The sequence below is a fragment of the Vibrio sp. MarTm2 genome (genome assembly GCF_027587055.1).
In the GTDB taxonomy this organism is placed as follows: domain Bacteria; phylum Pseudomonadota; class Gammaproteobacteria; order Enterobacterales; family Vibrionaceae; genus Vibrio; species Vibrio sinaloensis_D.
On sequence record NZ_JAPPTK010000005.1, the window covers coordinates 178,619 to 204,838 of the forward strand.

21 protein-coding genes are annotated in these 26,220 nt (G+C 46.6%); 13 read left to right on the top strand and 8 right to left on the bottom strand.

Translation table 11 applies throughout. The features are described 5' to 3' along the window. The first annotated feature begins 1 nt into the window (after window position 1). The 9 genes from OH458_RS12715 to tldD all read left to right on the top strand — a co-directional run bounded on the left by OH458_RS12715 (window position 2) and on the right by tldD (window position 14,752). On the top strand, window positions 2-3,919 hold the full coding sequence (locus OH458_RS12715) for a LamG domain-containing protein (RefSeq protein WP_269978597.1): 3,918 nt from the start codon (window positions 2-4) through the stop codon (window positions 3,917-3,919). Window positions 3,920-4,071: 152 nt separating this feature from the next. Further along, on the top strand, window positions 4,072-5,115 hold the full coding sequence (locus OH458_RS12720; protein WP_004747218.1) for a rod shape-determining protein: 1,044 nt from the start codon (window positions 4,072-4,074) through the stop codon (window positions 5,113-5,115). 52 nt (window positions 5,116-5,167) lie between these two features. Continuing rightward, complete coding sequence (gene mreC / locus OH458_RS12725) at window positions 5,168-6,055, top strand: rod shape-determining protein MreC (RefSeq protein WP_005472635.1); 888 nt, start codon at window positions 5,168-5,170, stop codon at window positions 6,053-6,055. Beyond that, on the top strand, window positions 6,045-6,533 hold the full coding sequence (gene mreD / locus OH458_RS12730) for a rod shape-determining protein MreD (protein ID WP_005472647.1): 489 nt from the start codon (window positions 6,045-6,047) through the stop codon (window positions 6,531-6,533). Before mreC ends, mreD begins: the two co-directional genes overlap by 11 nt. Window positions 6,534-6,535: 2 nt before the next feature. Beyond that, window positions 6,536-7,096 carry a Maf family protein gene (locus OH458_RS12735; protein WP_269978598.1) on the top strand — a complete coding sequence of 187 codons (561 nt, stop codon included), beginning with the start codon at window positions 6,536-6,538 and terminating at the stop codon, window positions 7,094-7,096. 19 nt (window positions 7,097-7,115) lie between these two features. Beyond that, on the top strand, window positions 7,116-8,585 hold the full coding sequence (gene rng, locus OH458_RS12740) for a ribonuclease G (RefSeq protein ID WP_005472701.1): 1,470 nt from the start codon (window positions 7,116-7,118) through the stop codon (window positions 8,583-8,585). Window positions 8,586-8,594: 9 nt separating this feature from the next. After that, a complete protein-coding gene (locus tag OH458_RS12745) occupies window positions 8,595-12,467 on the top strand; it encodes a YhdP family protein (protein ID WP_269978599.1) in 3,873 nt (1,290 codons plus the stop codon). An 11-nt stretch (window positions 12,468-12,478) separates the two neighbouring features. Continuing rightward, on the top strand, window positions 12,479-13,297 hold the full coding sequence (locus OH458_RS12750) for a carbon-nitrogen hydrolase family protein (protein ID WP_269978600.1): 819 nt from the start codon (window positions 12,479-12,481) through the stop codon (window positions 13,295-13,297). 9 nt (window positions 13,298-13,306) lie between these two features. Continuing rightward, entirely contained in the window at window positions 13,307-14,752 is a 1,446-nt protein-coding gene (gene tldD / locus OH458_RS12755; RefSeq protein ID WP_038216272.1) for a metalloprotease TldD, read from the top strand. Window positions 14,753-14,832: 80 nt separating this feature from the next. Here the strand turns inward: tldD and arcA are convergent, their stop codons facing one another. Continuing rightward, window positions 14,833-16,053: an arginine deiminase gene (arcA, locus tag OH458_RS12760; protein ID WP_269978601.1), complete on the bottom strand. Its 1,221-nt coding sequence runs from the start codon at window positions 16,051-16,053 to the stop codon at window positions 14,833-14,835. Between the two features lie 564 nt (window positions 16,054-16,617). On the opposite strand from arcA, the gene rraB reads away from it, so the two are divergent. Continuing rightward, the gene (gene rraB, locus OH458_RS12765) at window positions 16,618-17,028 is read left to right on the top strand and encodes a ribonuclease E inhibitor RraB (RefSeq protein WP_005472754.1); all 411 of its coding nucleotides are present in this window, start codon (window positions 16,618-16,620) and stop codon (window positions 17,026-17,028) included. A gap of 122 nt (window positions 17,029-17,150) precedes the next feature. Beyond that, a complete protein-coding gene (locus OH458_RS12770; protein ID WP_269978602.1) occupies window positions 17,151-17,951 on the top strand; it encodes a glycosyl hydrolase 2 galactose-binding domain-containing protein in 801 nt (266 codons plus the stop codon). Window positions 17,952-17,964: 13 nt separating this feature from the next. On the opposite strand, the gene OH458_RS12775 is transcribed toward OH458_RS12770, so the two are convergent. The 5 genes from OH458_RS12775 to argR form a co-directional block, all read right to left on the bottom strand. Continuing rightward, window positions 17,965-18,360, bottom strand: coding sequence for a DUF2061 domain-containing protein (locus OH458_RS12775; protein WP_269978603.1), 396 nt, complete (start codon window positions 18,358-18,360; stop codon window positions 17,965-17,967). A gap of 141 nt (window positions 18,361-18,501) precedes the next feature. Beyond that, entirely contained in the window at window positions 18,502-18,939 is a 438-nt protein-coding gene (locus OH458_RS12780; protein WP_269978604.1) for a universal stress protein, read from the bottom strand. A 90-nt stretch (window positions 18,940-19,029) separates the two neighbouring features. Beyond that, window positions 19,030-21,609 (bottom strand): TRAP transporter permease, encoded by a 2,580-nt coding sequence (locus OH458_RS12785; RefSeq protein ID WP_269978605.1) that lies wholly within the window; start codon window positions 21,607-21,609, stop codon window positions 19,030-19,032. 223 nt (window positions 21,610-21,832) lie between these two features. Further along, window positions 21,833-22,801 (bottom strand): TAXI family TRAP transporter solute-binding subunit, encoded by a 969-nt coding sequence (locus OH458_RS12790; protein WP_269978606.1) that lies wholly within the window; start codon window positions 22,799-22,801, stop codon window positions 21,833-21,835. Window positions 22,802-23,133: 332 nt separating this feature from the next. Beyond that, window positions 23,134-23,604, bottom strand: coding sequence for a transcriptional regulator ArgR (gene argR, locus OH458_RS12795; protein ID WP_005472752.1), 471 nt, complete (start codon window positions 23,602-23,604; stop codon window positions 23,134-23,136). 330 nt (window positions 23,605-23,934) lie between these two features. Between argR and mdh the strand changes: the two genes are divergently transcribed. Together mdh and OH458_RS12805 are read left to right on the top strand one after the other, a co-directional pair. Further along, a complete protein-coding gene (gene mdh, locus OH458_RS12800; RefSeq protein WP_005472715.1) occupies window positions 23,935-24,867 on the top strand; it encodes a malate dehydrogenase in 933 nt (310 codons plus the stop codon). A gap of 98 nt (window positions 24,868-24,965) precedes the next feature. Continuing rightward, complete coding sequence (locus OH458_RS12805; RefSeq protein ID WP_005472763.1) at window positions 24,966-25,157, top strand: hypothetical protein; 192 nt, start codon at window positions 24,966-24,968, stop codon at window positions 25,155-25,157. Between the two features lie 64 nt (window positions 25,158-25,221). Here OH458_RS12805 and OH458_RS12810 read toward each other — a convergent pair whose 3' ends face one another. Both OH458_RS12810 and pyrI read right to left on the bottom strand, forming a co-directional pair. Beyond that, the gene (locus tag OH458_RS12810; RefSeq protein WP_005472743.1) at window positions 25,222-25,611 is read right to left on the bottom strand and encodes a RidA family protein; all 390 of its coding nucleotides are present in this window, start codon (window positions 25,609-25,611) and stop codon (window positions 25,222-25,224) included. Between the two features lie 135 nt (window positions 25,612-25,746). Then, window positions 25,747-26,208: an aspartate carbamoyltransferase regulatory subunit gene (gene pyrI / locus OH458_RS12815; protein ID WP_038140359.1), complete on the bottom strand. Its 462-nt coding sequence runs from the start codon at window positions 26,206-26,208 to the stop codon at window positions 25,747-25,749. Between the last annotated feature and the right edge of the window lie 12 nt (window positions 26,209-26,220).

The window sequence follows — 26,220 nt, forward strand, 5'->3', positions numbered from 1 at the left end:
GATGGTTAGATGGATCAAGCTATGTATTTTTGTTGGGTTGAGTTTGCTTTCAGCGAATTCAGTTGCCTTTGACCTTACAGAAGCGTGTCGGACATTTCCCAACCCTGCTCAGGGGTGGCAATCGAGCACAAGTAGGCTAACCATTAATCAGGAGAAAACGGTTAACTCGCCACATCTCGATTATTATATTGCCGGTTGGAGTAATGACTTTGTTCGTGACAATGTTAGAAACTGTACCGACTCAGACGCGGAATGTGGCAGCTCTAAAACAAAGCTGCTAGTGCCCTTTGATAGGGTTACTGACTACAGTAAGTTCACCAGTTGTGAAGCTGGGCTTTGTGCGTCAGGCGCGACGAGTTACAAAGGTAGCAAGCCGACAGTGACTACCTATGATTTTAGAAACGTAAATAAGCGTTTGACGGTTAATGACTTTGAATCCGTCAACTGCGGTAATGCTTGTACGGTAGATATTGACGATGTTAAAAAGCAAGTGACGTTAGCGATTACGGGCAACTTTAGCAATCTCATCATTAACGCTCCGTATTCTAATTATGAGATTAGGGTAAAGCTTAACCCTGGATACGTAATCAAAGACTTTACTGCCAACGTTACAACCACCTTAGATTTCACTTCTCCTGGCAGGTATCTACATCACAAACTGTCCGTGTTGGCACCAGGTTCGAAGCTTGAGTTTGGAAATGATGTACAGCTTAAAATTGTGGTTGATGCAGCAGCGCCATCAAACAGGGGCTTTGTTTACATCGGTGCTTCTGTAGATATTGAAACTCAGGAAACTGAAACTGACACACTTTGGATTAATGCTCCAGAAGGGGATGTATGGTTTCGCGACAGAGTGAGCCCTGTTGATATCCATGCTCTTATCTCTGCAAGACACGTCAGAATTGGCAGCGGGACGTATGTGTTTGGTGCGGTCTCAACGCCGGAGTTGACCATGTCGAGCCAACATAGCGCCGTCATCGGTCAAAGTGCGTGTTTTAGTGATTCTGTCCCTGCCCCAGTTGCCAAGTTCCATCTAGAGGAGTCTTGGTCTGGTAACAATGGCGAAGTGAAGGATGTGTCTGGCAATAATTACCATGGCACCGCGATTAATAGTGCAACCACGGCGGTGGATTTACCCGCTTGGCCTAATGATGCAAATCGCTTTGGTACTTGTGGTTACGGCAGCTTTAGCCGCAGTAGCAATCAATATGTGGATGTTCCTCACTCTTTACCGTTAAGTATGAGTGAAGAAGTCTCTGTATCCGCATGGATCTACCCTAAGAGTTATCCTTCTTCTGATCTTGCGTCAATTGTGACGAAAGATACCAACTATGAGTTCCATCTGACTTCAAGTGGGTATATCTATTGGTACTGGCAGGTCAATACCTCAGGCTATCCTGCGTATAACCTTTACAGTGCTGGCACGGTGCCGCTGAATCAGTGGACGCACATTACCGTGACGTACGATGCGAACCGTCCAACGCAAGCAAAAATGTACATAAATGGTCAGTTGAGTGCTTACTATTATGTACCTATCCATACACCTAGGTTACTAACCAACAACTTACCTTTCCAAATTGGCCAAGATAGAGCAAATCGTGGCTTTGATGGTTTTATCGATGAAGTTCAGTTGTTTGGATCTGCTCTATCTTCTGCTCAAGTACTAGATATTTATAACGAAAGGCATTTATGCCAAGAACAGTCCAAAAATTTAGCACTCAAAATTACGCCAGTCACAGGCTCTGGCTTAGCGTGTGATGGTATTCCGATCGATTTCTCGTTGGTCGACAAAGATACGGGTAACGTTGTTGATGGAGAAGGGCAGAGTCTGTTTGTCGAAACTTTCCCATTGTCTGGACGCGACTATGCGTGTTGGAGTCCTGATGGAAATATGACGACCAATCAATGTAAAAGTGACCATGACTACAACGCTCAATTTCCCAATGGAGCGCCAGCGGTAGTCAGAGGTTACATACACAGTAAGTTTCTCAATGATTACAACATTACAGCGTACGTAAATAGTGAGAGCTTATCTGAATCCGCAGGGCCGTATACATTCTTAGCTCAAAGCGCGAGTATTGTCCCGTCTGATGGGGTTGATGGTAATGATTATTACCATGTTGCCGGACGAGCGTTCCCATTTCGTATTAAAATTCGAGGCTCGCAAGGGCAAGGTAATCAGCTGAACTGCCGTGTCATTGATGTTGACGGTGCCGTCGATGTGGATTTTTCTACTGTGCAGCTTCCAACGAGTAGCCGCAATAATTTGCAAATCTCTCACAACAATGGTGCATGGCAGGACGCCAATACTAGGTTGGCACTTACATTTATCGATGGTGTCGCTGGAGGCAGTGAGTCGACAGCGGATGGCTCCTTAAGGCTAAAGTTAGATGATGCTGGTATCGTTGATTTTACAGGGAGAGGAAGCTCAGGTAATCAAACGTTATCATCGACAGAGCGTTTTTACTTCAGGCCGTTTGCGACCACGTTTTGTGCGCAAAATGGCGCATTACCAAACTATACGTCTGAACTGTCGGGTGGGTTTGCACCTGCAGGCACGAATGTTGATGTGTTCCTAAAAGCGTTCAACTGGCAATCTGGGTTAGACAGTAACAATGACGGGGTGCCCAATGCCTCGGTCAGAGCGGTCAATTTATGCAGCGCTCCTGTGACTGAGAGCTATTTTACTCACAATGGCTACGTGGCTGAATCAACCTTAGCATATGCTCTTCGCTATCCGTCTGGAGGCAGTTTAGGAGATTTAGTCCTTGATGGGTTGCCGTTTGCTGGTCAGGTTATTGAGACAACCACGTCCAATATTAATCGTTCGCGAGCGTTAAATTGGAATGAGGTTGGGACTTTATCGATTTTTGCAAAACAAGACAGTTACCTTTCTCAATCTGGCTTTAACGTGCCTGCAGTTGTCGCTGACGTTGGGCGCTTTTATCCCGCGAATTTTTCCATTACTCGTGCTCAATGGCAGGCGGCGATTGGTCAGGGCGGTATCGCTTATTTAGACCAACCCTATATGAGCGCGGAAGTCGAGGTGGCACCTTATCCGTTAGGTGCGACCACTCCCGTTAGCAACTATCACTTGTTCGGCAGTGCATTGCAGGCAGGGTTTAGTTTGAAGGCTGATCCTGATATCCCCAATAGCCTTATTTTGGACACCCCTAGCGGAAGTTGGTCTTCTGCACTTGATGGGACGTCACGTTGGCTAGTGACAGACTCGGATGCTGTGTTGGCGCGTCACTATGTTGCGTCATCCCCCGCCCAAACTGTGGAAAATGGGCCTTTTAACACAGGTGGCGGTGCGTCAGTGGCCACTGAGTTTGGTCTCAACGTGGTTGCAAGTAATGATCCCGCCTCTTTTGATGCCACATCGACCGTGAGTGAGCAAAACTTTCCGACCCAGCCGCCCGCTCGTTACGGTCGGATGGTGCTACAGAGTGCAACCACAACGATAGCAGACAGCGTCGCGATTCCGCTTAGTGTTGAATTTTGGAATGGCAGCACATTTACAACGAACAGTGAAGACAACGTGTCAGAGTTGGCCACCATGGCCAACTATGTGTGCAAAACGACCGTCTGGCCATCGGGAACCAACTCAAATTCTAAGCTGAATGGTTCAGACACTGCCCCTTGGGAGCAAGTGACTAATGGTGAGAGCAATGTGATTCGGGCTGTCCCCGACGACTCTCATTCGATACGAGAGCAAGTACAGTTTTGGATGAGATTAGGAAGCAATCGCCCTAGCGGGGTTGTATCAGGCTGTGGAAGCACGTTGTCGCAACCTTGGCTTCAATACGATTGGCGCGGATTAGGTGATGAAGATCCTTCTTCTGTGGTTACTTTTGGTATTTTCCGCGGTAATGATCGAGTGATCTTCCGTGGCGAGCCTGGGTTATTCGGACAGTAAATTTTGTCATTTATCTGCCTATCGTTAGGAATCTGTTAGAAATTGCGGGTTTCAGCCCATGTTTACGCTTCAATGCCTTGCTGTAGTGGCAAGGCATTGGTACATTTAGTGCAATTTTCTATCTTATAATTCTTTCAGGACGAGCGAAGAATATGTTCAAAAAACTTCGTGGCATATTTTCAAATGACCTATCTATCGATTTAGGTACTGCCAATACTCTTATCTACGTTAAAGGACAGGGCATTGTTCTTGACGAGCCTTCAGTGGTTGCCATCCGCCAAGACCGCAACCGTGCGGGTAAAAGCGTTGCTGCGGTAGGTCATGCAGCAAAGCAAATGCTGGGCCGAACGCCAGGTAACATTTCTGCTATCCGTCCAATGAAAGATGGCGTAATCGCTGACTTCTACGTGACAGAAAAAATGCTGCAGCATTTCATTAAACAGGTACACGATAACAGCGTGCTAAAACCAAGCCCGCGCGTACTGGTGTGTGTGCCTTGTGGTTCGACTCAAGTTGAACGTCGTGCAATTCGTGAATCCGCACTCGGTGCTGGCGCGCGTGAAGTGTACTTGATTGATGAACCAATGGCGGCGGCAATTGGTGCTGGCTTGCGCGTATCTGAACCAACAGGTTCAATGGTTGTCGATATCGGCGGCGGTACGACAGAGGTTGCGGTAATCTCACTAAACGGTGTGGTTTACTCGTCGTCAGTACGCATCGGTGGTGACCGTTTTGATGAAGCGATCATCAACTACGTTCGTCGTAACTACGGCAGCTTGATTGGTGAAGCGACAGCCGAGAAGATCAAACATGAAATCGGTTCAGCTTATCCAGGTGATGAAGTTGAAGAAATCGAAGTGCGTGGTCGTAACTTAGCAGAAGGTGTGCCACGTAGCTTTAGCCTGAACTCGAATGAAATTCTTGAAGCACTGCAAGAGCCTTTAACAGGTATTGTCTCTGCGGTTATGGTTGCTCTAGAGCAATGTCCACCTGAACTTGCATCAGATATTTCAGAAAATGGTATGGTGTTGACTGGTGGCGGTGCACTACTAAAAGATCTAGACCGTTTACTGACTGAAGAAACCGGCATCCCAGTTGTGATTGCTGAAGATCCACTTACCTGTGTCGCTCGTGGTGGTGGTAAAGCTTTAGAAATGATCGACATGCATGGTGGCGATCTATTTAGCGAAGAATAATCGTAGTACCTAGTGACAAACTAGGGTCATAGAAATAAGGAACTCATATTCAATGAAGCCTATTTTTGGCCGAGGACCTTCACTTCAATTACGTCTGTTTTTTGCCGTTGTTTTATCAGCCAGCCTTATGCTGGCTGATAGTCGTTTAGGTGCGTTTGCTCAAGTACGCTACTTTCTTAATAGCATGGTTGCGCCAATACAGTATTTAGCTGATGTCCCTCGTGTGATGTTTGACGGCGTTTACGAGCGATTCAATGTTCGCCAAAACTTTGTAGAAAGTAATCTCACGCTAAAACGAGAAGTATTGCGCCTCAAAAATGATCTCCTTCTTCTTGATCAATATCGAGAAGAAAATCAACGTCTCAGAAAGCTGCTAGGTTCCTCTTTTGTTCGTGACGAACGCAAAGTGGTGACTGAAGTGATGGCCGTTGATACTTCCCCTTATCGCCATCAAGTCGTGATCGATAAAGGTCAGATTGATGGTGTTTACGTTGGCCAGCCAGTGGCCAATGAAAAAGGTATTGTTGGACAAGTGACCTTTGTCTCTGCTCACAACAGCCGCGTGTTACTACTGACCGACAGTTTGAGTGCGATCCCTGTACAGGTGATCCGCAATGATATCCGAGTGATCGCTTCCGGTAGTGGCAATATGGAGCGTATTAACTTGGATCACATTCCGATCAGTTTGGATATTCAAGAAGGCGATTTGCTTCTAACTTCTGGTTTGGGAGGGGTGTACCCTGAAGGTTATCCCGTTGCCCATGTGGCGAATGTTGAGCGAGATAACGCTCGTGAGTTTGCCCTGATTGAAGCGGAGCCCGTGGTTGATTTTGAACGCTTACGTTATTTGCTTTTGATTTGGCCAAGTGATTTGCGTCAGGAAAAAATTCAACAGGCTGCGCCGGAAAATATGCAAGAGGTAGTCTCGGATGGCGAATAGTATCTTTAAAGGGCGCTTGGTCATTCTCTGTTCGTTCCTGATTGCACTGACCTTGCAAACCATCCCGTGGCCAGGAACGTTAGATCTGATTCGCCCATCTTGGTTATTACTCGTGACTTGCTACTGGGTACTGGCGTTGCCTCATCGAGTAAATGTTGGTAGTGCCTTGATTCTCGGATTGCTTTGGGATCTTTTGCTGGGTTCCACATTAGGCATTCGAGGTATGATGATGTCGGTCGTTATCTACCTAGTCGCATTGAATTTTTTGGTTATTCGAAACATGGCTTTGTGGCAGCAAGCGATCTTAATTGGTCTCTTTTCCATGCTGCTCGACGTGTTAATTTTCTTTGGTGAATACTTAATTCAAGATGTCACCTTCAATCCAGTGTCTTTATGGAGCGGATTGATTAACTGCATTTTGTGGCCGTGGATGTTCTTACTCATGCGTCGTGTTCGCCGTCATTGGCATGTGAGGTAGCGATGAACAAATTACTTATTTTGGCGTCAGGATCGCCGCGTCGTAAAGAACTATTAGGCCAACTCGGTTACCCCTTTACCATTGTGGTGACTAACGTCGAAGAGTCACAGCAAGAGAGTGAAACCGCGCAGCAATACGTTGCGCGACTTTCAAAAGACAAAGCGGTGGCGGCATTAACGCTTCACTCTGATGCAGTGGTGCTGGGATCGGATACGATCGTTGTCTGCGACGAAAAAGTTTTGGAAAAGCCTCTAAACTTAGCAGATGCCAAACAGATGCTGATGATGCTGTCTGGCCGAGAGCATCAAGTGATGACCGCAGTCAGCGTCGTGAGTCAAGAACAACAAGAAACGGTCGTTGTATCGACCGACGTATGGTTCAAAACCCTGTCAGAGAACGAAATAGAACAATATTGGCAAACAGGTGAGCCGTGCGACAAAGCTGGCAGTTATGGAATTCAAGGAATTGGTGGGCGTTTTGTTACCCGTATCGAAGGCAGTTACCACGCTGTGGTAGGGCTTCCATTATTTGAAACTGACCAGCTACTGCAGAAATTTTTATAATTTACATTGAGGTGCGCTCATGAGTGCAGAGTTGCTGATCAACGTGACCCCGAGTGAGACTCGAGTGGCCATGATTGAAGGGGGAACCCTACAAGAAATCCATGTTGAACGTGAAGCCAAACGTGGCATTGTTGGAAACATTTACAAAGGTAAAGTGAGTCGGGTATTGCCCGGAATGCAAGCCGCGTTTGTCGATATTGGTCTAGAGAAAGCGGCATTTTTGCACGCGTCCGATATTGTCCCGCACACCGAGTGCGTCGCGGAAAACGAAAAGCAGCAGTTTCAAGTCCGCGATATTTCTGAGCTTGTTCGCCAAGGGCAGGACATCGTTGTCCAAGTTGTCAAAGATCCGCTCGGCACCAAAGGCGCGCGTTTAACGACCGATATTACCCTACCTTCCCGTTATTTGGTGTTTATGCCGGGAGCCAGCCACGTTGGGGTGTCACAGCGAATTGAAAGTGAAGATGAGCGTCATCGCTTAAAGAAGGTTGTGGGTCATTACTGCGATGAAAATGGCGGCTTTATCATTCGCACTGCAGCAGAAGGGGCGTTAGATAAAGAGCTCTCTCAAGATGCTGCCTTCTTAAAGCGCTTGTGGTCGAAAGTGATGGAGCGGAAAGCTAAGTATAAAAACCGCTCAACCTTGTACGGAGAACTTGGTTTATCACAACGTATCTTGCGTGATTTCGTTGGTACCGAATTAACCAAAATCTTGGTCGACTCGCGCCAAGAGTTCGAGAACCTCAAAGAGTTCACCTCCGAATACGTTCCCGAGCTGACAGAAAAGCTGGAGCTGTACGAAGGGGATAAGCCTATCTTCGATATGTACGACACCGAAAATGAGATCCAGCGTTCTCTTGATCGCAAAGTGGAGCTCAAGTCGGGAGGCTATCTGATTATCGATCAGACCGAAGCGATGACCACGGTTGATATCAACACTGGGGCTTTTGTTGGCCGTCGTAATTTAGAAGAGACCATCTTTAACACCAATGTCGAAGCCACTCAGGCGATCGCTCGCCAACTGCGTTTGCGCAACCTTGGCGGCATCATCATTATCGACTTTATTGATATGGCCTCAGATGAACACCGTAAGCGTGTACTTACTTCATTAGAAGCCGCATTAGATAAAGACCGCGTCAAAACCAATATTAACGGTTTTACTCAGCTTGGTCTCGTCGAGATGACGCGCAAGCGCACACGTGAAAGTATTGAACATATCCTTTGCTCTACGTGTCCAACTTGTGAAGGGCGTGGAAGCGTGAAGACGGTAGAGACGGTTTGCTACGAAATTCTACGTGAAATCACTCGAGTGAACCGAGCCTACGACGCAGATAAATTTGTTGTTTACGCTTCCCCGGCTGTTGCGGATACTCTCCATGGCGAAGAGTCACATGCTCTTGCTGAGCTGGAAGTATTTATTGGTAAGCAAGTTAAGATTCAAGCTGAGCCTTTGTATATTCAAGAGCAGTTTGACGTCGTTATGATGTAAAGGTTGTATGTGAGCTCAGCAACAACGCGTTTAGCAAGGTTTGTATTATGGGTAGTCGTCACAGTGCTAGTGTTACTCGCTATCACGGTGACGGCTTTGCGTATTACGTTACCTCAACTTAACCATTTCCAAGAACCGATAAAAAACTGGGTCAGCGACAGTACGGGGTTTGATCTCGAAATTGCTGAAATCAATGGTTTTTGGCGCAATACGCACCCTTCTATTTCGTTGCAAGGCGTAGAAGTGCACACCCCAAAAAGCAGCGGGATTGCCTTTAGTGCCAATCGGGTTGAAGTTGAATTAGACCTTTTCCAGTCTCTCGTTCGGCGCCAACCTGTTGTTGCCGATCTGATCATCCATCAACTTGTCCTCGATATCACCTCAATTGAAACGGTAAAAAATGACGACGACAAAACGGTTCTAGAACCGAAAGGGTCACAAAAGAATGTGGTTGAGCAGCTCGATTCATTGCTGCTAAGGCAAATGGATGATTTTTCTCTGCTTGATTCGAGCATTCTCTTTCAAGGGGTTGATGGCACAGAGCGTCAGTTAGAGATCGCTAAGCTGCGTTGGCAAAATAATGGCCGTCATCACCTTGCTGATGGTGAAGTGAGCTTTGCTGATAGCAGTATTAACTCAGCCAAAGTCAAAGCGAATTTCGTCGACTATGGATCGCTCAGTGATGTGAGTGGAGAGTTTTATTTATCGGCGCAAAATGTCTTGGTTACGCCTTGGTTGACCAAATACCTGAAGACAGAAACCGGGATCGAAAAAGGCCAGCTGAGTTTTAATAGCTGGCTCACGTTACGACACTCCAAACCCGTTGGCGCTTATCTAGAACTAGAAGCGTCAGAGCTGATTTGGCAAGAAGGTCAGCGCCATGATTTGATGATTGAATCGGGCGTGTTTGAGCTAGAACCGACAAATGAAGGTTGGCAAGTAAATGCTCACTCACTAGAGCTTCGCACCGACGATATTCCATGGCCAGAACTGGACATGGCGTTCGATTGGCAGCCACAGCAGTGGCGATTAAACATTTCACAGTTGGATATCGCCGCGATCACGCCGTTCGTTAAGCTTGCGCCAGAATCCGTTCAAACGACCAAACTGTTAGAAACCTTGGCTATTGGTGGGCTGATTGAAGATGTGCGTATTTCAATGGGCGCAGATCTCGATAGTCTCAGATACTCGGCGGAACTGTCCAATGGCTCGATGTCTCAGTGGGATCTGCTGCCAGGCTTACATCATCTCTCAGCTTCCGTGAGCGGCAATCTTAACCAAGCGCGTGCGAAGTTAAATCTAATTGATGACACCTTGCCATACGGTGACGTCTTTCAAGCGCCGCTGAATATTAAGCAGGGCGAAGTGGATATCGTTTGGCAACAAGACAATTCAGGCTGGCGTCTGTGGGCAGATAAAGTCACCGCTGCCACCCCCGATTTGCAGGTCTTGGGCGCGTTTCGACTCGACTTTCCTAAAGAGCGCAGTCCATTTCTTTCATTCTACGCTGAAGCCGATCTTTACAATGCGGGGGAGACTTGGCGTTACCTGCCAACGTTGGCGTTAGGACAAGATCTCACTGACTACCTTTCGACTGCAATCCAAGCGGGTAAAGTGGATACCGCCAAGTTGCTTTGGTATGGCGAGCTGGCGAATTTCCCCTATAAAAACAATGACGGTATGTTCCAAGCTTGGGTGGGGTTAAAAGACGCGAAATTTAGTTTTGACACGGCTTGGCCGCCGATCACTGACTTGCAATTGGACCTCCTTTTCCAAAATGATGCGATGTATTTGGATTCAAGCAGCGCAACGCTTCAGGATGTGAAAGCGAGTCGAATTACCGGTCGCATTCCAGAGTTAGCCGAGGGCGGGCACATTGAAATTGAAGCGAGTGCTGTTGCTCAGGGTAACGCCGTTCGTGACTATATGAACACGACTCCATTGGTTGACTCGGTGGGCGCTGCGCTAACCGCGATTCAAGTTCAAGGTCCAGTTACATCGAGCTTTCAGCTTAAGATCCCGTTTGACACCGACCAAGAGGCAAGAGCATGGGGTTACGCCGATCTTGCTGGTAATCATGTTGAAATAGACGCCCCGCCAATGAGCCTTTCAAATGTGAGTGGACGTATCGAGTTTGATAATGATGTGGTCAAAGCGGCTGGTCTCTCTGCACAACTGCTCGAACAAGACATAGCCATCGACTTTAGCGGTGAAAATGTCGCTCAAGGTTATGGTGTCGATATTGATGTGGTAGGCGATTGGGACATCAAACCGATTGGCCCGTACATTGGTAGAAAATGGACCGATCCTTTACAAGGTCACGCGCCATGGCGAATGGGCGTCGACATTCAGCTTAACGACGTCGGTTTTACCTACCAAATCGACACAACGGCGGATTTACGTTGGATTGCTAGCGACTACCCATACCCACTTAACAAGCCAACTCAGCTGTCGGGTAAAGCTAGGTTGCAGGCATCGGGTAACCAAGAAAGCATTACCGCGCGTCTACAATTGCCTAACTTAAAGTATCAAGCTGAGATTGATATTCGCCCTGATACTCCGGTCTTAAGAGCGACCAACTTGGTGCTTGGTAAGGGGAGTTTTAAAATCAGCCCTGTTGCGGGTCATCATGCTCAAGTTAGGACCAATCACTTCGATCTCGACGGTTGGATTGAGTTTATGAACACGCCTGAGCCTGTCGCTCAATCGGCAATCAGCGACATGAACACGCCTGAAATTCCAAAGCCGCAACGTATTGAGATAAATACCAAAGAGATGACCTTGGCGGGCATTGAGTGGAACGACGTCGATTTCTCTGCAAAGAAAAAGGGACTTGGCTGGTACATGAACCTTGAAAGCCAAGAGGCATCCGGTGAGGCAAGCTACTTAGCGCCTTATGATCTTTCCGTCGCACTTGACCGACTGCATCTTTATATTCCAGCCTTGGACACCGAATATAAAGACAAATCGTTGTTTCAACCTGAAGCAAAAGATTTACCATTAATCAGTGAGTTTGACCGGAGTTTCCATGAACTCTTGCCTAATATTACATTGACCATCGATGACTTTTGGTTGCAAGGGTATAAAGTGGGCAAAACCCATATGGATGTTCAGCGCCAAGGCGATTCGATCGAATGGAAAAAGCTCTCTTTTGAGAGTGGGACGAACAAAGCGGAAATGAGCGGTCGTTGGACGCTCGACGACACTCGCAGCCATACGCAGTTAAACATTCAAATATCGGGCGAGAATAACAGCGATGTGATGGAACGTTTTGGTGTCTCTTCTGGTATTCAGCGCGCACCATTCGACATAAGTTCGAACGTCGAGTGGGATGGGGCGCCTTGGTCGATGAAAGTGGAATCTCTCCAAGGCGATGTGAACACGCGACTGGGCAAAGGGATGATCTCCGATGTCAGCGGGGCGGCAAGATTACTTGGATTGTTCAGCCTCGATTCGATCATTCGAAAGATGCAGCTCGATTTTACCGACGTTTTTGACAACGGTATGGCGTTTAACTCCATTACGGGCAGTGGTCAGATTAAAAATGGGGTGTTCCTAACGAATGACATTAAAATGGATGCGGTGGCGGGGGAGATGACGATTCGTGGTCTTGCCAACTTAAACAGTCAAACCGTTGATGCTGAAGTCAACTTCGTTCCAGATATCACATCAGGGATTCCAGTGCTTACCGCCTTTGCAGTCACCCCGCAAACAGCGCTGTATGTGCTGGCGATAACCACGGTTATCTCACCGGTGGTCGAGGTATTCACCCAAGTGAACTACGAAGTTAAAGGGCCGTTAGATTCGCCAGTGGTCAAAGAGCTTTCGCGTAGCAAAGGCGAGTTTGCGTTACCCGAAAAATTACGAGAATCCTTGGAATAGGAAGAGTACTCATGGAAAGAGTCGGTTTAATTCAGATGACCTCGGGGCCCGACGTCACTCGTAACTTGGAGTATATAGCCACTCAAGTTGCGGTGCTGGCTGATGCAGAAGCGTCACTCATCATCACACCTGAAAACTGTGTCGTATTTGGTGGTCGATTGGATTATCACCACAGTGCAGAAATCATGGGAGAGGGTATTGCTCAGCAGCGTTTCTCTCAACTGGCCGAGCAGCATCGCATCTGGCTGGTGATTGGAAGCATGCCGATTAAGCGTGCCCAAGGTGTGACGACAACAACACTGGTGTTTGACCCGAATGGAGAGTGCGTTACTCACTACGACAAGCTGCACATGTTTGACGTCGACGTTGCTGATGGTCACAGCCGTTACCGTGAATCAGAAACCTTTACTCCTGGGTCACACATTGTTTCATTGCCAACACCTATCGGTCATCTAGGTCTTACAATCTGTTATGATGTCCGGTTCCCGCAGCTGTACAATGAACTGGCGCAGCGAGGTGCCAATATGATGCTGGTTCCTGCCGCGTTTACAGCGGTGACTGGGGAGGCGCATTGGGAAGCATTGCTCAGAGCGCGCGCCATAGAGAGCCAAAGCTGGATCGTGGCAGTCAATCAATGCGGTGTTCACCCGTGTGGCCGAGAAACGTGGGGGCACTCCATGGTCATTTCCCCTTGGGGTGACGTGGTTGCAAGCCTTACGAATCAGCCTCAAAATCTTGTGGTGGATGTTGAACTTGCTCAAGTAGAAGAGCTAAGAACGACGATGCCAGTGCTACAGCACTCACGATTTCACAATCAATTAAAAGTATAAGAGCGAAGTATGACAATTAATCATGTAGAGGATGCGTTGCTAGGTGCAGCAGGTCTGACCGAGCAAGATGTAGCGGATACCCTTGCGAGTATAGCAACGCGTCAGATCGACTACGCAGACATCTATTTCCAGTCAAGCTGGCACGAGTCTCTGGTACTGGAAGACAGCATTATTAAAGACGGTTCTTTCAACATTGATTGTGGTGTTGGGGTTCGAGCGGTAACCGGTGAGAAAACAGGGTTCGCTTACTCTGATCAGATTCAGTTAGATGGGTTGAAGCAAAGCGCTATTGCGGCTCGTGGTATTGCCCAACAAGGTCAAAATGGTCAAGTTCAGGCGTTTAAACGCACGGATAACCAAACCGTTTACGGCGCCGTTAACCCTCTGGAAAGCTGGCAAAAAGAGCAAAAAACTAAGCTACTTAAAGAGCTGGATGCCTACATCCGAACCAAGGAACCATTGATCAAAGAAGTGTCGATCAGTTTAAGTGGCGTGCACGAGCAAATGCTGGTGGCCGCGACAGACGGTACTTACGCGGGAGATGTGCGTCCATTGGTTCGTTTATCTATTAGCGTGCTCGCTCAGCGAGGAGAACGTCGAGAGCGAGGCAGTTCTGGCGGTGGTGGTCGTTTTGGCTACGACTTCTTCTTATCCGAATCGCAAGGTAGCCAAGTTGCGTATCAGTTTGCGGATGAAGCGATTAGAATGGCGCTTGTGAATCTTGAAGCAGAAGCGGCGCCCGCTGGTGCAATGCCTGTCGTTCTTGGTTCTGGTTGGCCAGGAGTCCTTTTGCATGAAGCCGTTGGCCATGGTTTAGAAGGTGACTTCAATCGCAAAGAGTCGTCGGTATTCAGTGGTAAGGTGGGTGAAAAGGTCACCTCTGAGCTTTGTACGATTGTTGATGATGGCACGCTAAAAGATCTACGTGGCTCGCTCAACGTCGATGACGAAGGGGTTGTCGGTCAATACAATACGTTGATCGAAAATGGTGTACTCAAAGGGTACATGCAAGACAAACTCAACGCGCGCCTGATGGGTGTTAATCCAACGGGTAACGGTCGTCGTGAGTCTTATGCTCACCTACCGATGCCACGTATGACCAACACCTACATGCTACCAGGACAGCATACTCCAGAAGAGATCATTTCAACCGTCAAGAAAGGGCTTTACGCGCCGAATTTTGGCGGCGGCCAAGTGGATATCACCTCGGGTAAGTTTGTTTTCTCAGCGTCTGAAGCCTACTTAATTGAAGATGGCAAAATTACACGCCCAGTTAAAGGCGCCACATTGATCGGTTCGGGTATTGAAGCGATGCAGCAAGTCTCTATGGTGGGTAATGATCTGAGCATCGATCGCGGTGTTGGCGTGTGTGGTAAAGCAGGTCAAAGTGTTCCGGTTGGTGTCGGTCAGCCAACCTTGAAACTAGACTCTCTAACCGTAGGCGGCACAGAGTAAGTCGGCTATAAGGCTCGCTATAAAAACAAAAAGGGTTGATGTGAATGCATCAACTCTTATTTTTTGCGTTGTGATTGACCCTAGATGCCATCGCGTTCGATTGGGCAACTCATACAACGAGCACCACCTCGGCCGCGGCCAAGTTCATTACCAGGAATGGTGAGAACTTCGATGCCCGCTTTGTCATACTTCTCGTTGGTATAAACATTACGTTCATAGCCAATGACGACTCCTGGCTTGACCGTAAGAACGTTGTTCGCATCGTTCCACTGCTCTCGCTCTGCTTCGTAGCTATCACCACCAGTGGTAATGATCTTGAGGTAATCGACTTCGAGCGCTTCTTCAATTGCATGAATGTAACTTGGTACTTGCTCAACCTTCATGTCACCATCATCTTTGGCCGTTAAGCGCCAAGTGTCCAAGTCTTTTCGCATGATTTCTGGGTAGACAGAGAAGGTGTCAATGTCCATGTGCGTCATCACAGTATCAAGGTGCATACACGAGCGATGCTTGGGTAGATCAATCGCGATCACCTCTTTTGCCTGACCGTGTTTGAACAGATTGGCGGCTAAGTTTTCAACCCCTTGTGCTGTTGTACGCTCTGACATCCCAATCAGCACTGACTCTTTACCGATTACCAACACGTCACCGCCTTCAATGTTGGCGTTGTCATAATGGAGATCTTCATCGCCAAAGTACTTAATGAAATCTTGGCCTGCGAACACAGGGTGCCAGCGATAAATCGCGCGTAAGTGATTGGTCTCACGTTGACGAGCTGGCTTCATCATAGGGTTAAGTGATACACCGCCGTACACCCAGCATGACGTGTCTCGAGTAAATAGATGGTTAGGTAGCGGTTCGATGACAAAATCGAGAGGGCGATGCATTTTAGGCAGCATCGACGCAGATTTAATAGGAAGTTCAGAATAGGCTAAACCACCGAGCAGCACTGTTGCTAAGTGTTCGTTATCCAGATCGGATAAGTAACTACGCAGGTCTCGGGCAAAGATAGGGCCGTAGCGTAGATCTGATATCTGCGTGTTGAGTAGCCATGTTTTGGCTTCTGAAACCGCTAAGGTCTCAACAAGTAGGTTGTGGAGAAGCAGAACTTCAACGCCTTGCTCGGTGAGGGTTTGGGCAAACTTATCGTGCTCTTCCCCCGCAGCTTCCACTGCAAGCACATCATCAAACAGCAGTTCATGGCAGTTAGAGGGCGTTAAGTGAGTCAATGCTCGCTCTGGACGATTTAGCAATACACGTCGCAATTGGCCAACTTCAGAGCCTACATACAGCTTACTCATTTTGTATCCTTACACTATGTTCCAACCAGTATTTATGACAAGGTTGTTATCAATATGCAAGCATTCAACTTGGTCTTTAAAACTAACTTATATGGCTTTCTTGGTTTTATGCTTTGTTTATGGTGTTATTTTCTTGATTAAATTTCATTTGGATGAGTTTTGTGGCTTTGCCTTGGAGTGATTCCCTATTCGATAAAAAGAGTCTAACGATGCGTAGTTCATGGCGCATTACGGCATAGCTATTCACCTTAAGGCTAAAGCGGCGCACCAAAGTCATTTTTTATGCAATATTGCTTTGCTTCACAATATGCAGTAGAAAAAAATAAAAACGCAGAATGTTGTGGTGGGAACCTCCGAGCATCACAAAAGAAAGTTCTAAATCGTCAATTTGATAAAAAATTGTTAAATGAGTCAGGTTGTGAGCTTGATCGTTTTAGGGGCAAGGATAATCCGCGCAGAAAGATCAGGATCTCAGTGTATTCTAGGTAGTAATTTCGGTGGATCCATGCGATAGTCCGTTGCGTTAAATTATGATCATTTTTGTCACTATCTGGAGCACTATTTATGTCTCATGAAGATGAATATCTATCAGTCGAAGAATTAATTGAGATTCAAAAGGAAGAGACTCGCGACATCATCCAAGCCTTAAGAGAAGATGGCAGTGATCCAGACGCGTTGTATGAAATTGAACACCACTTATTCGCTGAAGATTTTGATACGCTAGAAAAAGCCGTGGTTGAAGCATTCAAAATGGGTTTTGAAGTGTTAGAAGCGGAAGAAACGGAAGATGAAGATGGCAACAAGCTATTGTGTTGCGATGCGACCATGGAGTCTGCGCTTGATGCCGAAGCGATTGATGCTCAAGTAGAAAAACTGATTCATCTAGCGGAAAAGTACGACATCATTTACGACGGTTGGGGTACTTACTACGAAGGCGAAGATGCCTTGTACCCTGAAGAAGATGACGAAGAGTAATTCGCGAAATGTGTTACAAATGCCAGCCTCTGAGGCTGGCATTTTTGTATCTTTCTTTTATTGCCTTGACTATAATCAGCTCTAATTTGATCTAGCGCAATTTTTGACTGGTACACTCTTTTATGCAGCTCTCTCTCGCCGGCCTTTGGCAAATCTCACCGCTGACCGATCTCTCTATCCCTCAAGATGATATTACCTTTCCCGCGCCGCTCAGCGATAAGCTTCCTGACTCTATGACAGAGCAACAAATCGCCGAGCAAGAGTGGCATTTAATGCATGATATTGAAGTGGATGAAGCGATGCTGGCATTCCCTTCGGTAGATTTAGTTATCGGTGGTGTCGATTTTCACGCTGAAGTGCGTTTGAATGGCGTGGCTGTGTTCGATTGTGATGGCACTCAAAGTGAGTACAAAAAGGATATTCGTCCTTATATGCAAAAAGGTCGCAATCGCTTCGAGATCCTGTTTTTGGAAGAAGAGGAAGACCTTTTGTTTGACGATGAGCGAGCTGAACTGTGCTCATTGCGAGGTGAAGAAGTTGAACAACATGACTCGCGAATCGGGGTGTGGAAGACGCCGTATTTGCAGTTTATTCGTCATGTACGCTTAGAACATATCTCGACTGAACAGATTTGGCATCATGGTGGTGGCTGTGAGTTTCTCGTTGATCTCCATTACAAAACCTATTCTCCAGGCCTTGTATCGGCGTCAGTCAAATTCAATGGTATGACATTCCATTTACCCATTGATGTTCGAAGCACTCACACCAGTGCATTGTTTCAAGTTGAAGCGCCCATTTATGCTGACACCAAGCAACCCAAGCCTGCGGACCTTTATCTATTGGAAGTGACGTTAGATGGCCAGACCCAGCGCTTCAACATTGGTCTTAGTAAAGACTTGTGTGTTACTCATTTCCCGTTGTGAGGTTCAGTAGCCGCTAGGCGTGAGCACCATGCCAACACGCAAGGTGTTGAGCGTGCTTACGTTGCCATACCTTTTCATGAAAGTAGTAGGCAACGGTATTAATGGTCGGCTCGATAGTAGCCATTACACCACCTACAAATGCATCGCCTGTCAGTAAGTAGACCACGCCAAAAGCGACGCTGAAGTGCACCACTGCAAAGCTAGTGGTTTTGACTTTGGCTGAACGAGCAAGCGCTTGCAGTGATTGACTGCGGCTCCACACTCGCTCATGAAAGTAAAAGGCTACCGTGTTGACGGAAGGTTCAATCATCGCTATCAGACTACCAAGCAAGATGTCACCCGTCAGGATATAAGCAACGCTAAACGCAATGGTAAAGTGAAGTGCAGCAAAAGTGAGTGTCTTTTTCATCGGATAGTCCAATCGTGTTTGTTTCGATAAGACTATTATTGAGAATTATTCGCATTAAATAAATTTGATTGATTCTATCAGTTTGATAGGTGAAGACGATGAAAAAGGCGCTCATTGAGCGCCTTGTTGAAGTTGTTTTGATTAGCCTTGAGGCTTAATCACCATCACATTGATAGGAGAGTTTTGTACCACTTTACTTGCCACAGACCCAAGAACAACCTTATCAATCTTTGAACGCTTATGACTTGGCATAATAATCAAATCGGCACCAAGCCTTTCTGCGTAGTCGAGAATGGTCGAGTAAGCTTTACCTTCGGCAACGTGCGCCTTGTAAACCAACTCTTCAGGGATGTGCGAAGAGGCAAACGCTTTGAGCTGTTCTTCGACATCAGAACGCATTTTTTGCGCGGCATCTTTAGGAAAGTAAGTGGCAACCATCGACATGTGGATACCAGGAAGAACGTTCAACAAATGAATTTGTGCGTTCGCGTGTTTCGCATGCCAGACAGCTTGCTCGATCGCTTTGTCAGAAAAGCCTTTGTCATTAAGATCGACTGGAACAAGAATTTGCTTATACATTGATTATTCTCTTTATCATCGCTTATGAGAGCGGAATAACTGCATCCTTAGCTTAAGTATAGCCCCGCTGGAATGGCGGGGCTGATTAACTTACGCGCTCAATTCGTCCCTACGAGCTCGTCTTCTTTGGTTCATTGCTAGACCAATCAGGATAAGAAGTGCAGGCACAAATACCCACTCTTTCATTGGTCGGTCTGCGTCAACAACAACCGAACGGATCTCCCAATCAAAATCAACACCAGCCGATTCTGCAGGGCTACCAAACTCAACCATATCGACAATCATGCGACCATTCGTATCGTTGAGCATCAGACCCATAGATGAGATACGCTCATCGGCGGTTGTTGCGTTATCGTCAAACGGCAAACGAACCGTTTTCGAAATGTAATCACCTTCAAGGTTTTCACCCGCAACTAACAACTCGATTTCTTGACCAACGGGCAGAGTTTCGGCAATTACGGCGATTTCAGTGCCCGGGTGCAGTACTTTTGCAGGGTAGATCTGATCCCACCAGAAACCAGGGCGGAAGAAGGTAAAGGTAAGCACAAGCAGTGCAACGGTTTCCCACCATTTATTCTTCGTAAACCACCAACCTTGAGTTGCTGCTGAGAATATCAGCATTGCGATAACCGAAGATATGATCGTGAGCATCAAATGCCACCAACTGTCGATCCCCATCAACAATAACTGGGTGTTGAAGATAAACATGAATGGCAAGATTGCGGTTCGAATATCATAGGTAAAACCTTGGATACCCGTACGGATAGGATCCGATTTTGCGATCGCCGCTGCGGCAAAGGCAGCAAGACCGACTGGTGGGGTGTCATCCGCGAGAATACCGAAGTAGAAGACGAATAAGTGAACGGCAATCAGTGGAATGATCAAGCCACTTTGTGCACCTAACGTCACAATGACAGGAGCCATCAAAGTTGATACGACAATATAGTTTGCTGTTGTCGGTAAGCCCATGCCTAAGATCAAACTGATCACCGCGGTGAATAGCAGCATCAGAATGATGTTACCACCAGAGATAAACTCGACGAAGTCTGTCATCACAAGGCCGATACCCGTTAGTGTAACTACGCCAACTACTGTACCCGCCGCTGCAGTTGCAACACCGATACCGATCATATTGCGCGCGCCTGTCACTAGGCTTTCTAGTAGATCAATGAAGCCTTGCTTGGTCTGCTCTGCAATAGAGCCTTGCTTCGACATCACTGCCATTAGTGGGCGTTGGGTGATCAAAATGAAGATCATAAATACCGTTGCCCAGAATGCAGAGAGACCTGGAGAGAAACGCTCAACGGTTAGACACCAAACCAATACCACGATAGGTAATAGGTAATGCAGACCAGATTTGATCGTCGGACCTGGCTCGGGAACTTCGGTCAGCTCTGCATCAATCTCGATCGCGCCTTCTTTGGCGTATCTTGCTGAAATATTAACAAGTCCAACATAAGCAAGCAGAAGGGCAACGGTTACGATTGGTGTTGCAGCATCGCCAAACACATCTTTCGTCCAACCCACACCGTAGTAGACCACTGCGCTAATAACGCACAGACCGAGTATTGTTCCCGTAAACGATAGCAGACTTTGAACCACCGTTGGCACTCGGCGACGAGGTAGCCCCGTCATTCCCGCTTTACATGCTTCGAGGTGAACAATGTAAATAAGCGCAATGTACGAAATCAGCGCGGGTAAGATAGCGGCTTTGATAACTTCAACGTAGGAAATGCCCACATACTCAACCATTAGGAAAGCGGCTGCCCCCATGATAGGCGGTGTTAGCTGGCCGTTAGTAGACGCTGCAACCTCAACTGCACCAGCTTTAGTGCCTGGGAAGCCAACTCTTTTCATTAACGGAATCGTAAATGTACCGGTTGTCACTACGTTAGCAATTGATGAACCAGAAACTAAGCCAGACAAGCCAGAAGCGACAACCGCAGCTTTTGCTGGGCCACCTTTCATATGACCAAGTAGTGAGAAAGCGACTTTGATGAAGTAAGCCCCTGCGCCAGCTCGCTCTAACATTGCACCAAAAAGTACAAACAAGAAAACGAAAGAGGTTGAAACGCCTAGAGCAACACCAAATACCCCTTCAGTCGTCAGCCATAGGTGAGACATGGCTTTGTTTAGGCTAGCCCCTTTATGCGCGATAACGTCTGGCATGTGTGGGCCACCAAAGGTGTAAAGCAGGAATACGGCTGCGACAACCATAAGAGGTGGACCTAAAGCGCGACGTGTCGCTTCAAGGAGTAACACCATACCCATCACGGCAACCACAATATCCATGGTGGTTGGCGCACCAGAGCGGCCCGCAAGTTGGGTATAGAAAAGATAGATATAGGCGGCAGCGAAGCTTCCTGCTAAAGCCAAAACCCAATCCACAGCGGGAATGCGATCGCGTGGCGAGTTTTTTAAAGCTGGATAGGCTGTGAAGGCTAGGAAAACGGCGAACATCAGATGGATAGAACGCGCTTCAGTATCATTAAGTACGCCAAAATCAAAAATGAACGGCAGAGGAGATGCGTACCAAAGTTGGAACAGTGACCAACATAGCGGCACAAACCATAAGATGCGACCAGGAATTCCACTTGGAGAACGGGCACCAGTATCGGCTTGAGCGACCATATCTTGCACATCTTGAGACGGAGATGTTGTCTTCGACATGTACTTTATCCTTGTTATATGTGGTTCACGTACTATTTGAGTTATGAACCTCTATTTTGCATCTTTCAGTTTATTGAATAGATGAAATATTGCTCAATCGTGTGTTTTTCTTAGGTATAAAACGGAGAAGAGTTTCAAACATTGAAACTCCAAATAGGTGGTGACGGGTTCGTCACTTAGGTATTGACTAGGGAAGCCGATGCTTCCCTAGTTCAAAGAGCGCTTACTTAAGTAGGCCGATCTCTTTGTAGTATTTCTCTGCACCTGGGTGTAGAGGGATAGAAAGACCTGCTTGAACCATGTCTTCTTTCTTCAAGTTTGCAAACGCAGGGTGTAGACGTTTGAACGTGTCGAAGTTTTCGAATACGGCTTTCGCTACGTTGTAAGCAACATCGTCAGAAACGTTAGTTGTTGTTACCATTGTTGCCGCAACGCCGAAGCTGTTCACGTCTTTGTCTGTGCCACGGTACATACCTGCAGGTACTGTGCTGTACGCGTAGTATGGGTTGTTTGCTACGATGTCGTCGATCTTAGCACCCGTTGCTGAAACCAGTTTTGCGTCACAAGAAGTCGTCGCTTCTTTGATTGATCCATTTGGATGACCAACCACGTAAACGAAGGCGTCAATTTTGTTGTCACAGAGTGCTTGCGAACGCTCAGAACCTTTAAGCTCAGACGCTAGCTTAAAGCTATCGTTTGTCCAGCCCATTGCTTCCATCACAACACCCATTGTCGCACGGTCACCAGAGCCTGGGTTACCGATGTTTACGCGCTTACCTTTAAGGTCAGAAACGTTTTCGATACCAGCGTCGCTACGAGCAATAATGTTGAAAGGTTCTGTGTGTAGAGAGAACATAGCGCGTAGGTCTTTATACGGGCCTTGTTCAGCAAACTTACTTGTGCCGTTGTAGCCGTGGTACTGCCAGTCAGACTGAACGATACCGAAATCAAGTTCGCCTGCGCGGATAGTATTCACGTTGTAGATCGAGCCACCAGTCGACTCTACAGAACAGCGAATGTTGTGTTCTTTACGGCCTTTGTTAACTAGCTTACAAATCGCACCACCAGTTGGGTAGTAAACACCAGTTACAGAACCAGTACCGATAGTTACGAATTCTTGCGCGTTAACTGCGCCAGCGCCCATTACAGCAGCTGCAATAGCGCCAACTTTAATAAGTTTGTTCAATGCCATGAATTTCCCTTCCTTTATTCATTATTAACCCCATTGCAAGTTTAGTTGCTTTGGGAGTTTCCTATTAACGGAAACGGCATCTTTTTCAATCCGTATGTTGAAAAAGTGGCTGAATAATACCAAAAAAACGGCAGATAATTACACGATTGTTAACGAATGTAGTAAAAAAGACTGAATATTAAATCCATGTATACGAGGGTTTAATGCTTTTAAGTTCTTTTAAATCAGTATCTTACTGGTTAACTATTGAGCGTCGAAGATTTGTTTAAGATGTGATCTGAATCACGCCATAATATTGGCGGCGTGATTCTTATTTTTGAGATGAATGTGACTTAGCCTGCGTACTCAAACAGGTCACAAACCGAGTCGAAAAGTTGTTCTGTTGTGACGGACAGTGTTGGAGTAATGAAGATCGTATCGTCGCCAGCAACCACACCTAAAATACCTTCCGCTTTGCCAAGTGAATCGAGCAAGCGTGCAATCAACTGCGCAGCTCCTGGGCCAGTATGGATAACAACAATCGCATTGTTGTGATCGATATCTAGAACAAGCTCACGAAGTGAGCTAGATACGGTAGGTACACCAAGTTCTGCTGGTAGGCAGTACACCATCTCCATTTTGGCATTTCGCGTACGTACCGCGCCAAACTTGGTCAGCATACGAGAGACTTTAGACTGGTTGATATTTTCAAAGCCTTCATTTTTTAGAGCTTCAACAATATCGCCTTGTGAGCCGAAACGCTCTTCTTTTAGTAGGGCTTTAAAAGCGCGAACGAGATTATCTTGTTTTTCTGAATGGCGCATGGTTATTTCACCAGTAGTTTATAAAAAGCGAGTGAATATTCTCGCATAGCTATGCATTCTACGCCAAGCTTAGAAGCCAATTATGTCTAAGATATCACTGTAAACTTACTTTTTATTGATAACAAAAATGGTAGTTAAACCTTTGTCATTAAAGGTAAACAAGAGGATAATGCGCACCCCATTTGTGGCACGTTTTTGTCGGATTGCGCAAGGTCGCAAAGCTGACGTTAATTGATTGTAATCAGGTTGTGATTGGTTTAGTTTTGTCACAGCAAATTACATTTCGCCCTACAAGATATATATAAGAGAATCATCTCAAGGAGAACTACGATGAAAGTAGCCGTTATTGGTGCCGCTGGTGGCATCGGTCAAGCCCTAGCTTTACTACTTAAGAACCGCCTTCCAGCAGGTTCTGATCTAGCCCTGTACGATATTGCCCCTGTTACACCGGGTGTTGCTGCAGACCTTAGCCACATTCCAACGCCAGTTTCTATTAAAGGTTTCGCGGGTGAAGACCCAACGCCTGCACTAGAAGGTGCGGATGTTGTTCTTATCTCTGCGGGTGTTGCTCGTAAGCCTGGTATGGATCGCGCTGACCTGTTCAACGTTAATGCGGGTATCGTTAAGTCTTTGGCTGAGAAGATTGCTGTTGTATGTCCAAAAGCACTTGTGGGTATCATCACTAACCCAGTAAACACAACGGTGCCAATTGCTGCTGAAGTACTGAAGAAAGCAGGCGTTTACGATAAGCGTCGTCTATTCGGTGTAACAACACTTGACGTGATTCGTTCAGAAACCTTTGTTGCTGAGCTGAAAGACAAAGATCCAGGCGAAGTTCGCGTTCCTGTTATCGGTGGTCACTCAGGCGTAACAATCCTACCGCTACTTTCTCAAGTAGAAGGCGTTGAGTTCTCTGATGAAGAAGTTGCTGCTCTAACTAAGCGTATCCAAAATGCAGGTACTGAAGTTGTAGAAGCGAAAGCGGGTGGTGGCTCTGCAACTCTATCTATGGGTCAAGCTGCTTGTCGCTTTGGTCTTGCACTTGTTAAAGCTCTTCAAGGTGAAGAAGTGATTGAATACGCTTACGTTGAAGGTGACGGTGAGCATGCCCCATTCTTCGCTCAACCTGTGAAGCTAGGTAAAGAAGGCGTTGAGGAAGTACTAAGCTACGGTCCTTTAAGTGACTTCGAAAAGGCTGCGCTTGACGGTATGCTAGAAACACTTAATGGTGATATCCAAACGGGTGTCGACTTCGCTAAGTAAGCATCTATTAGCGAGATGAATTTAAGCCGGCTTTCGAGTCGGCTTTTTTGATCGTTTTAATGGCTGACTCGTAACTCAATAAAAAGAGGAGAGTCGTCATGGATATTGGTCGCATCAAAAAAGGCATGTTGGTTGAGAGCAAGTATGGAGTAGGACGTGTGTTGGTGGTAGATGAAACGACCCAAGCCGTTCTACTTGAAGGGCGCGAATCTCAGCAACAATTTGCTGCTCATATTGATGAATTATTGGATAATCCGCAACTACACCAAGGGTGTGATAAGTACTACTAGTAGCGAGACCGATAAATAGAAAAAAAGCGAGCCACGGCTCGCTTTTTTCGTTTTGCTAAGACAATTACTTACGAACGGCAATCGCTTCGATTTCAATACCCACATCTTTTGGTAGGCGCGCTACTTCGACACATGAGCGTGCAGGGTAGTTAGCCACTTTGTGCTCATCGAAGAATGCACCGTACACCTCGTTTACCGTACCGAAATCGTTTAGGTCTTTAACAAATACTGTCATCTTAACGATATCAGTGACAGATAGGCCAGACGCTTCAACGACAGCTTTTACGTTTTCAAGAGACTGACGAGCTTGCTCTGCGATGTCAGCTGATACTTCACCTGTTGCTGGGTTAACAGGGATTTGGCCAGAAGTCAGAACCATGTTGCCTAGGTCTACACCTTGTACGTAAGGGCCGATTGCTGCTGGTGCTGATTCAGTGTGAAGTACTTTAGTCATTGTTATGTTCCATCTGTTTAGGGTTAGTGGACAGGAAACTCAGTTTGCCGTGATTTACGTGCTGGGTAAAGCAAAAATCCCCGCTGGAATAGGCGAGGATGGGTGAAAACGTGAGCTATTACCGCAGCTTATGCATTAACGCTCAGTCACAATTTCACGAGAGAAGACTTTTTCGCAGTATTTGCATTTCAAACGAATATCGTCTTTCTTTTCGAATACTTTAAAGCTGCTCTCAACAGGTTCACCATGAGTAATACAGTTGGTATTTGGACATTCAAATACGTTGTTCACTTGTTCTGGTAATTCTAGCGCTAGTTTCTTTACCACTTGGTAGTTTTCAATCTGGTTGACCGTGGCGTGTGGCGCATACAAGGCAAGTTTGCTCGCTTGCTCTTCAGTAATAAAGATATTTTCAATTTTGAGTAGATCTTTATGACCAAGTGCCGAGGACGGCAAGTTCAGACCGACTGTGACACGCTGCTCTGATTTGTGCATCGAGAAAAGCTTAAGCACTTTAATACCAATTTGCGCTGGAATATGGTCGATAACGGTACCATTTTTAATTGCTTCAACCTGCAATTGAGTTTCTTTAGACATGGTAATTTTCCT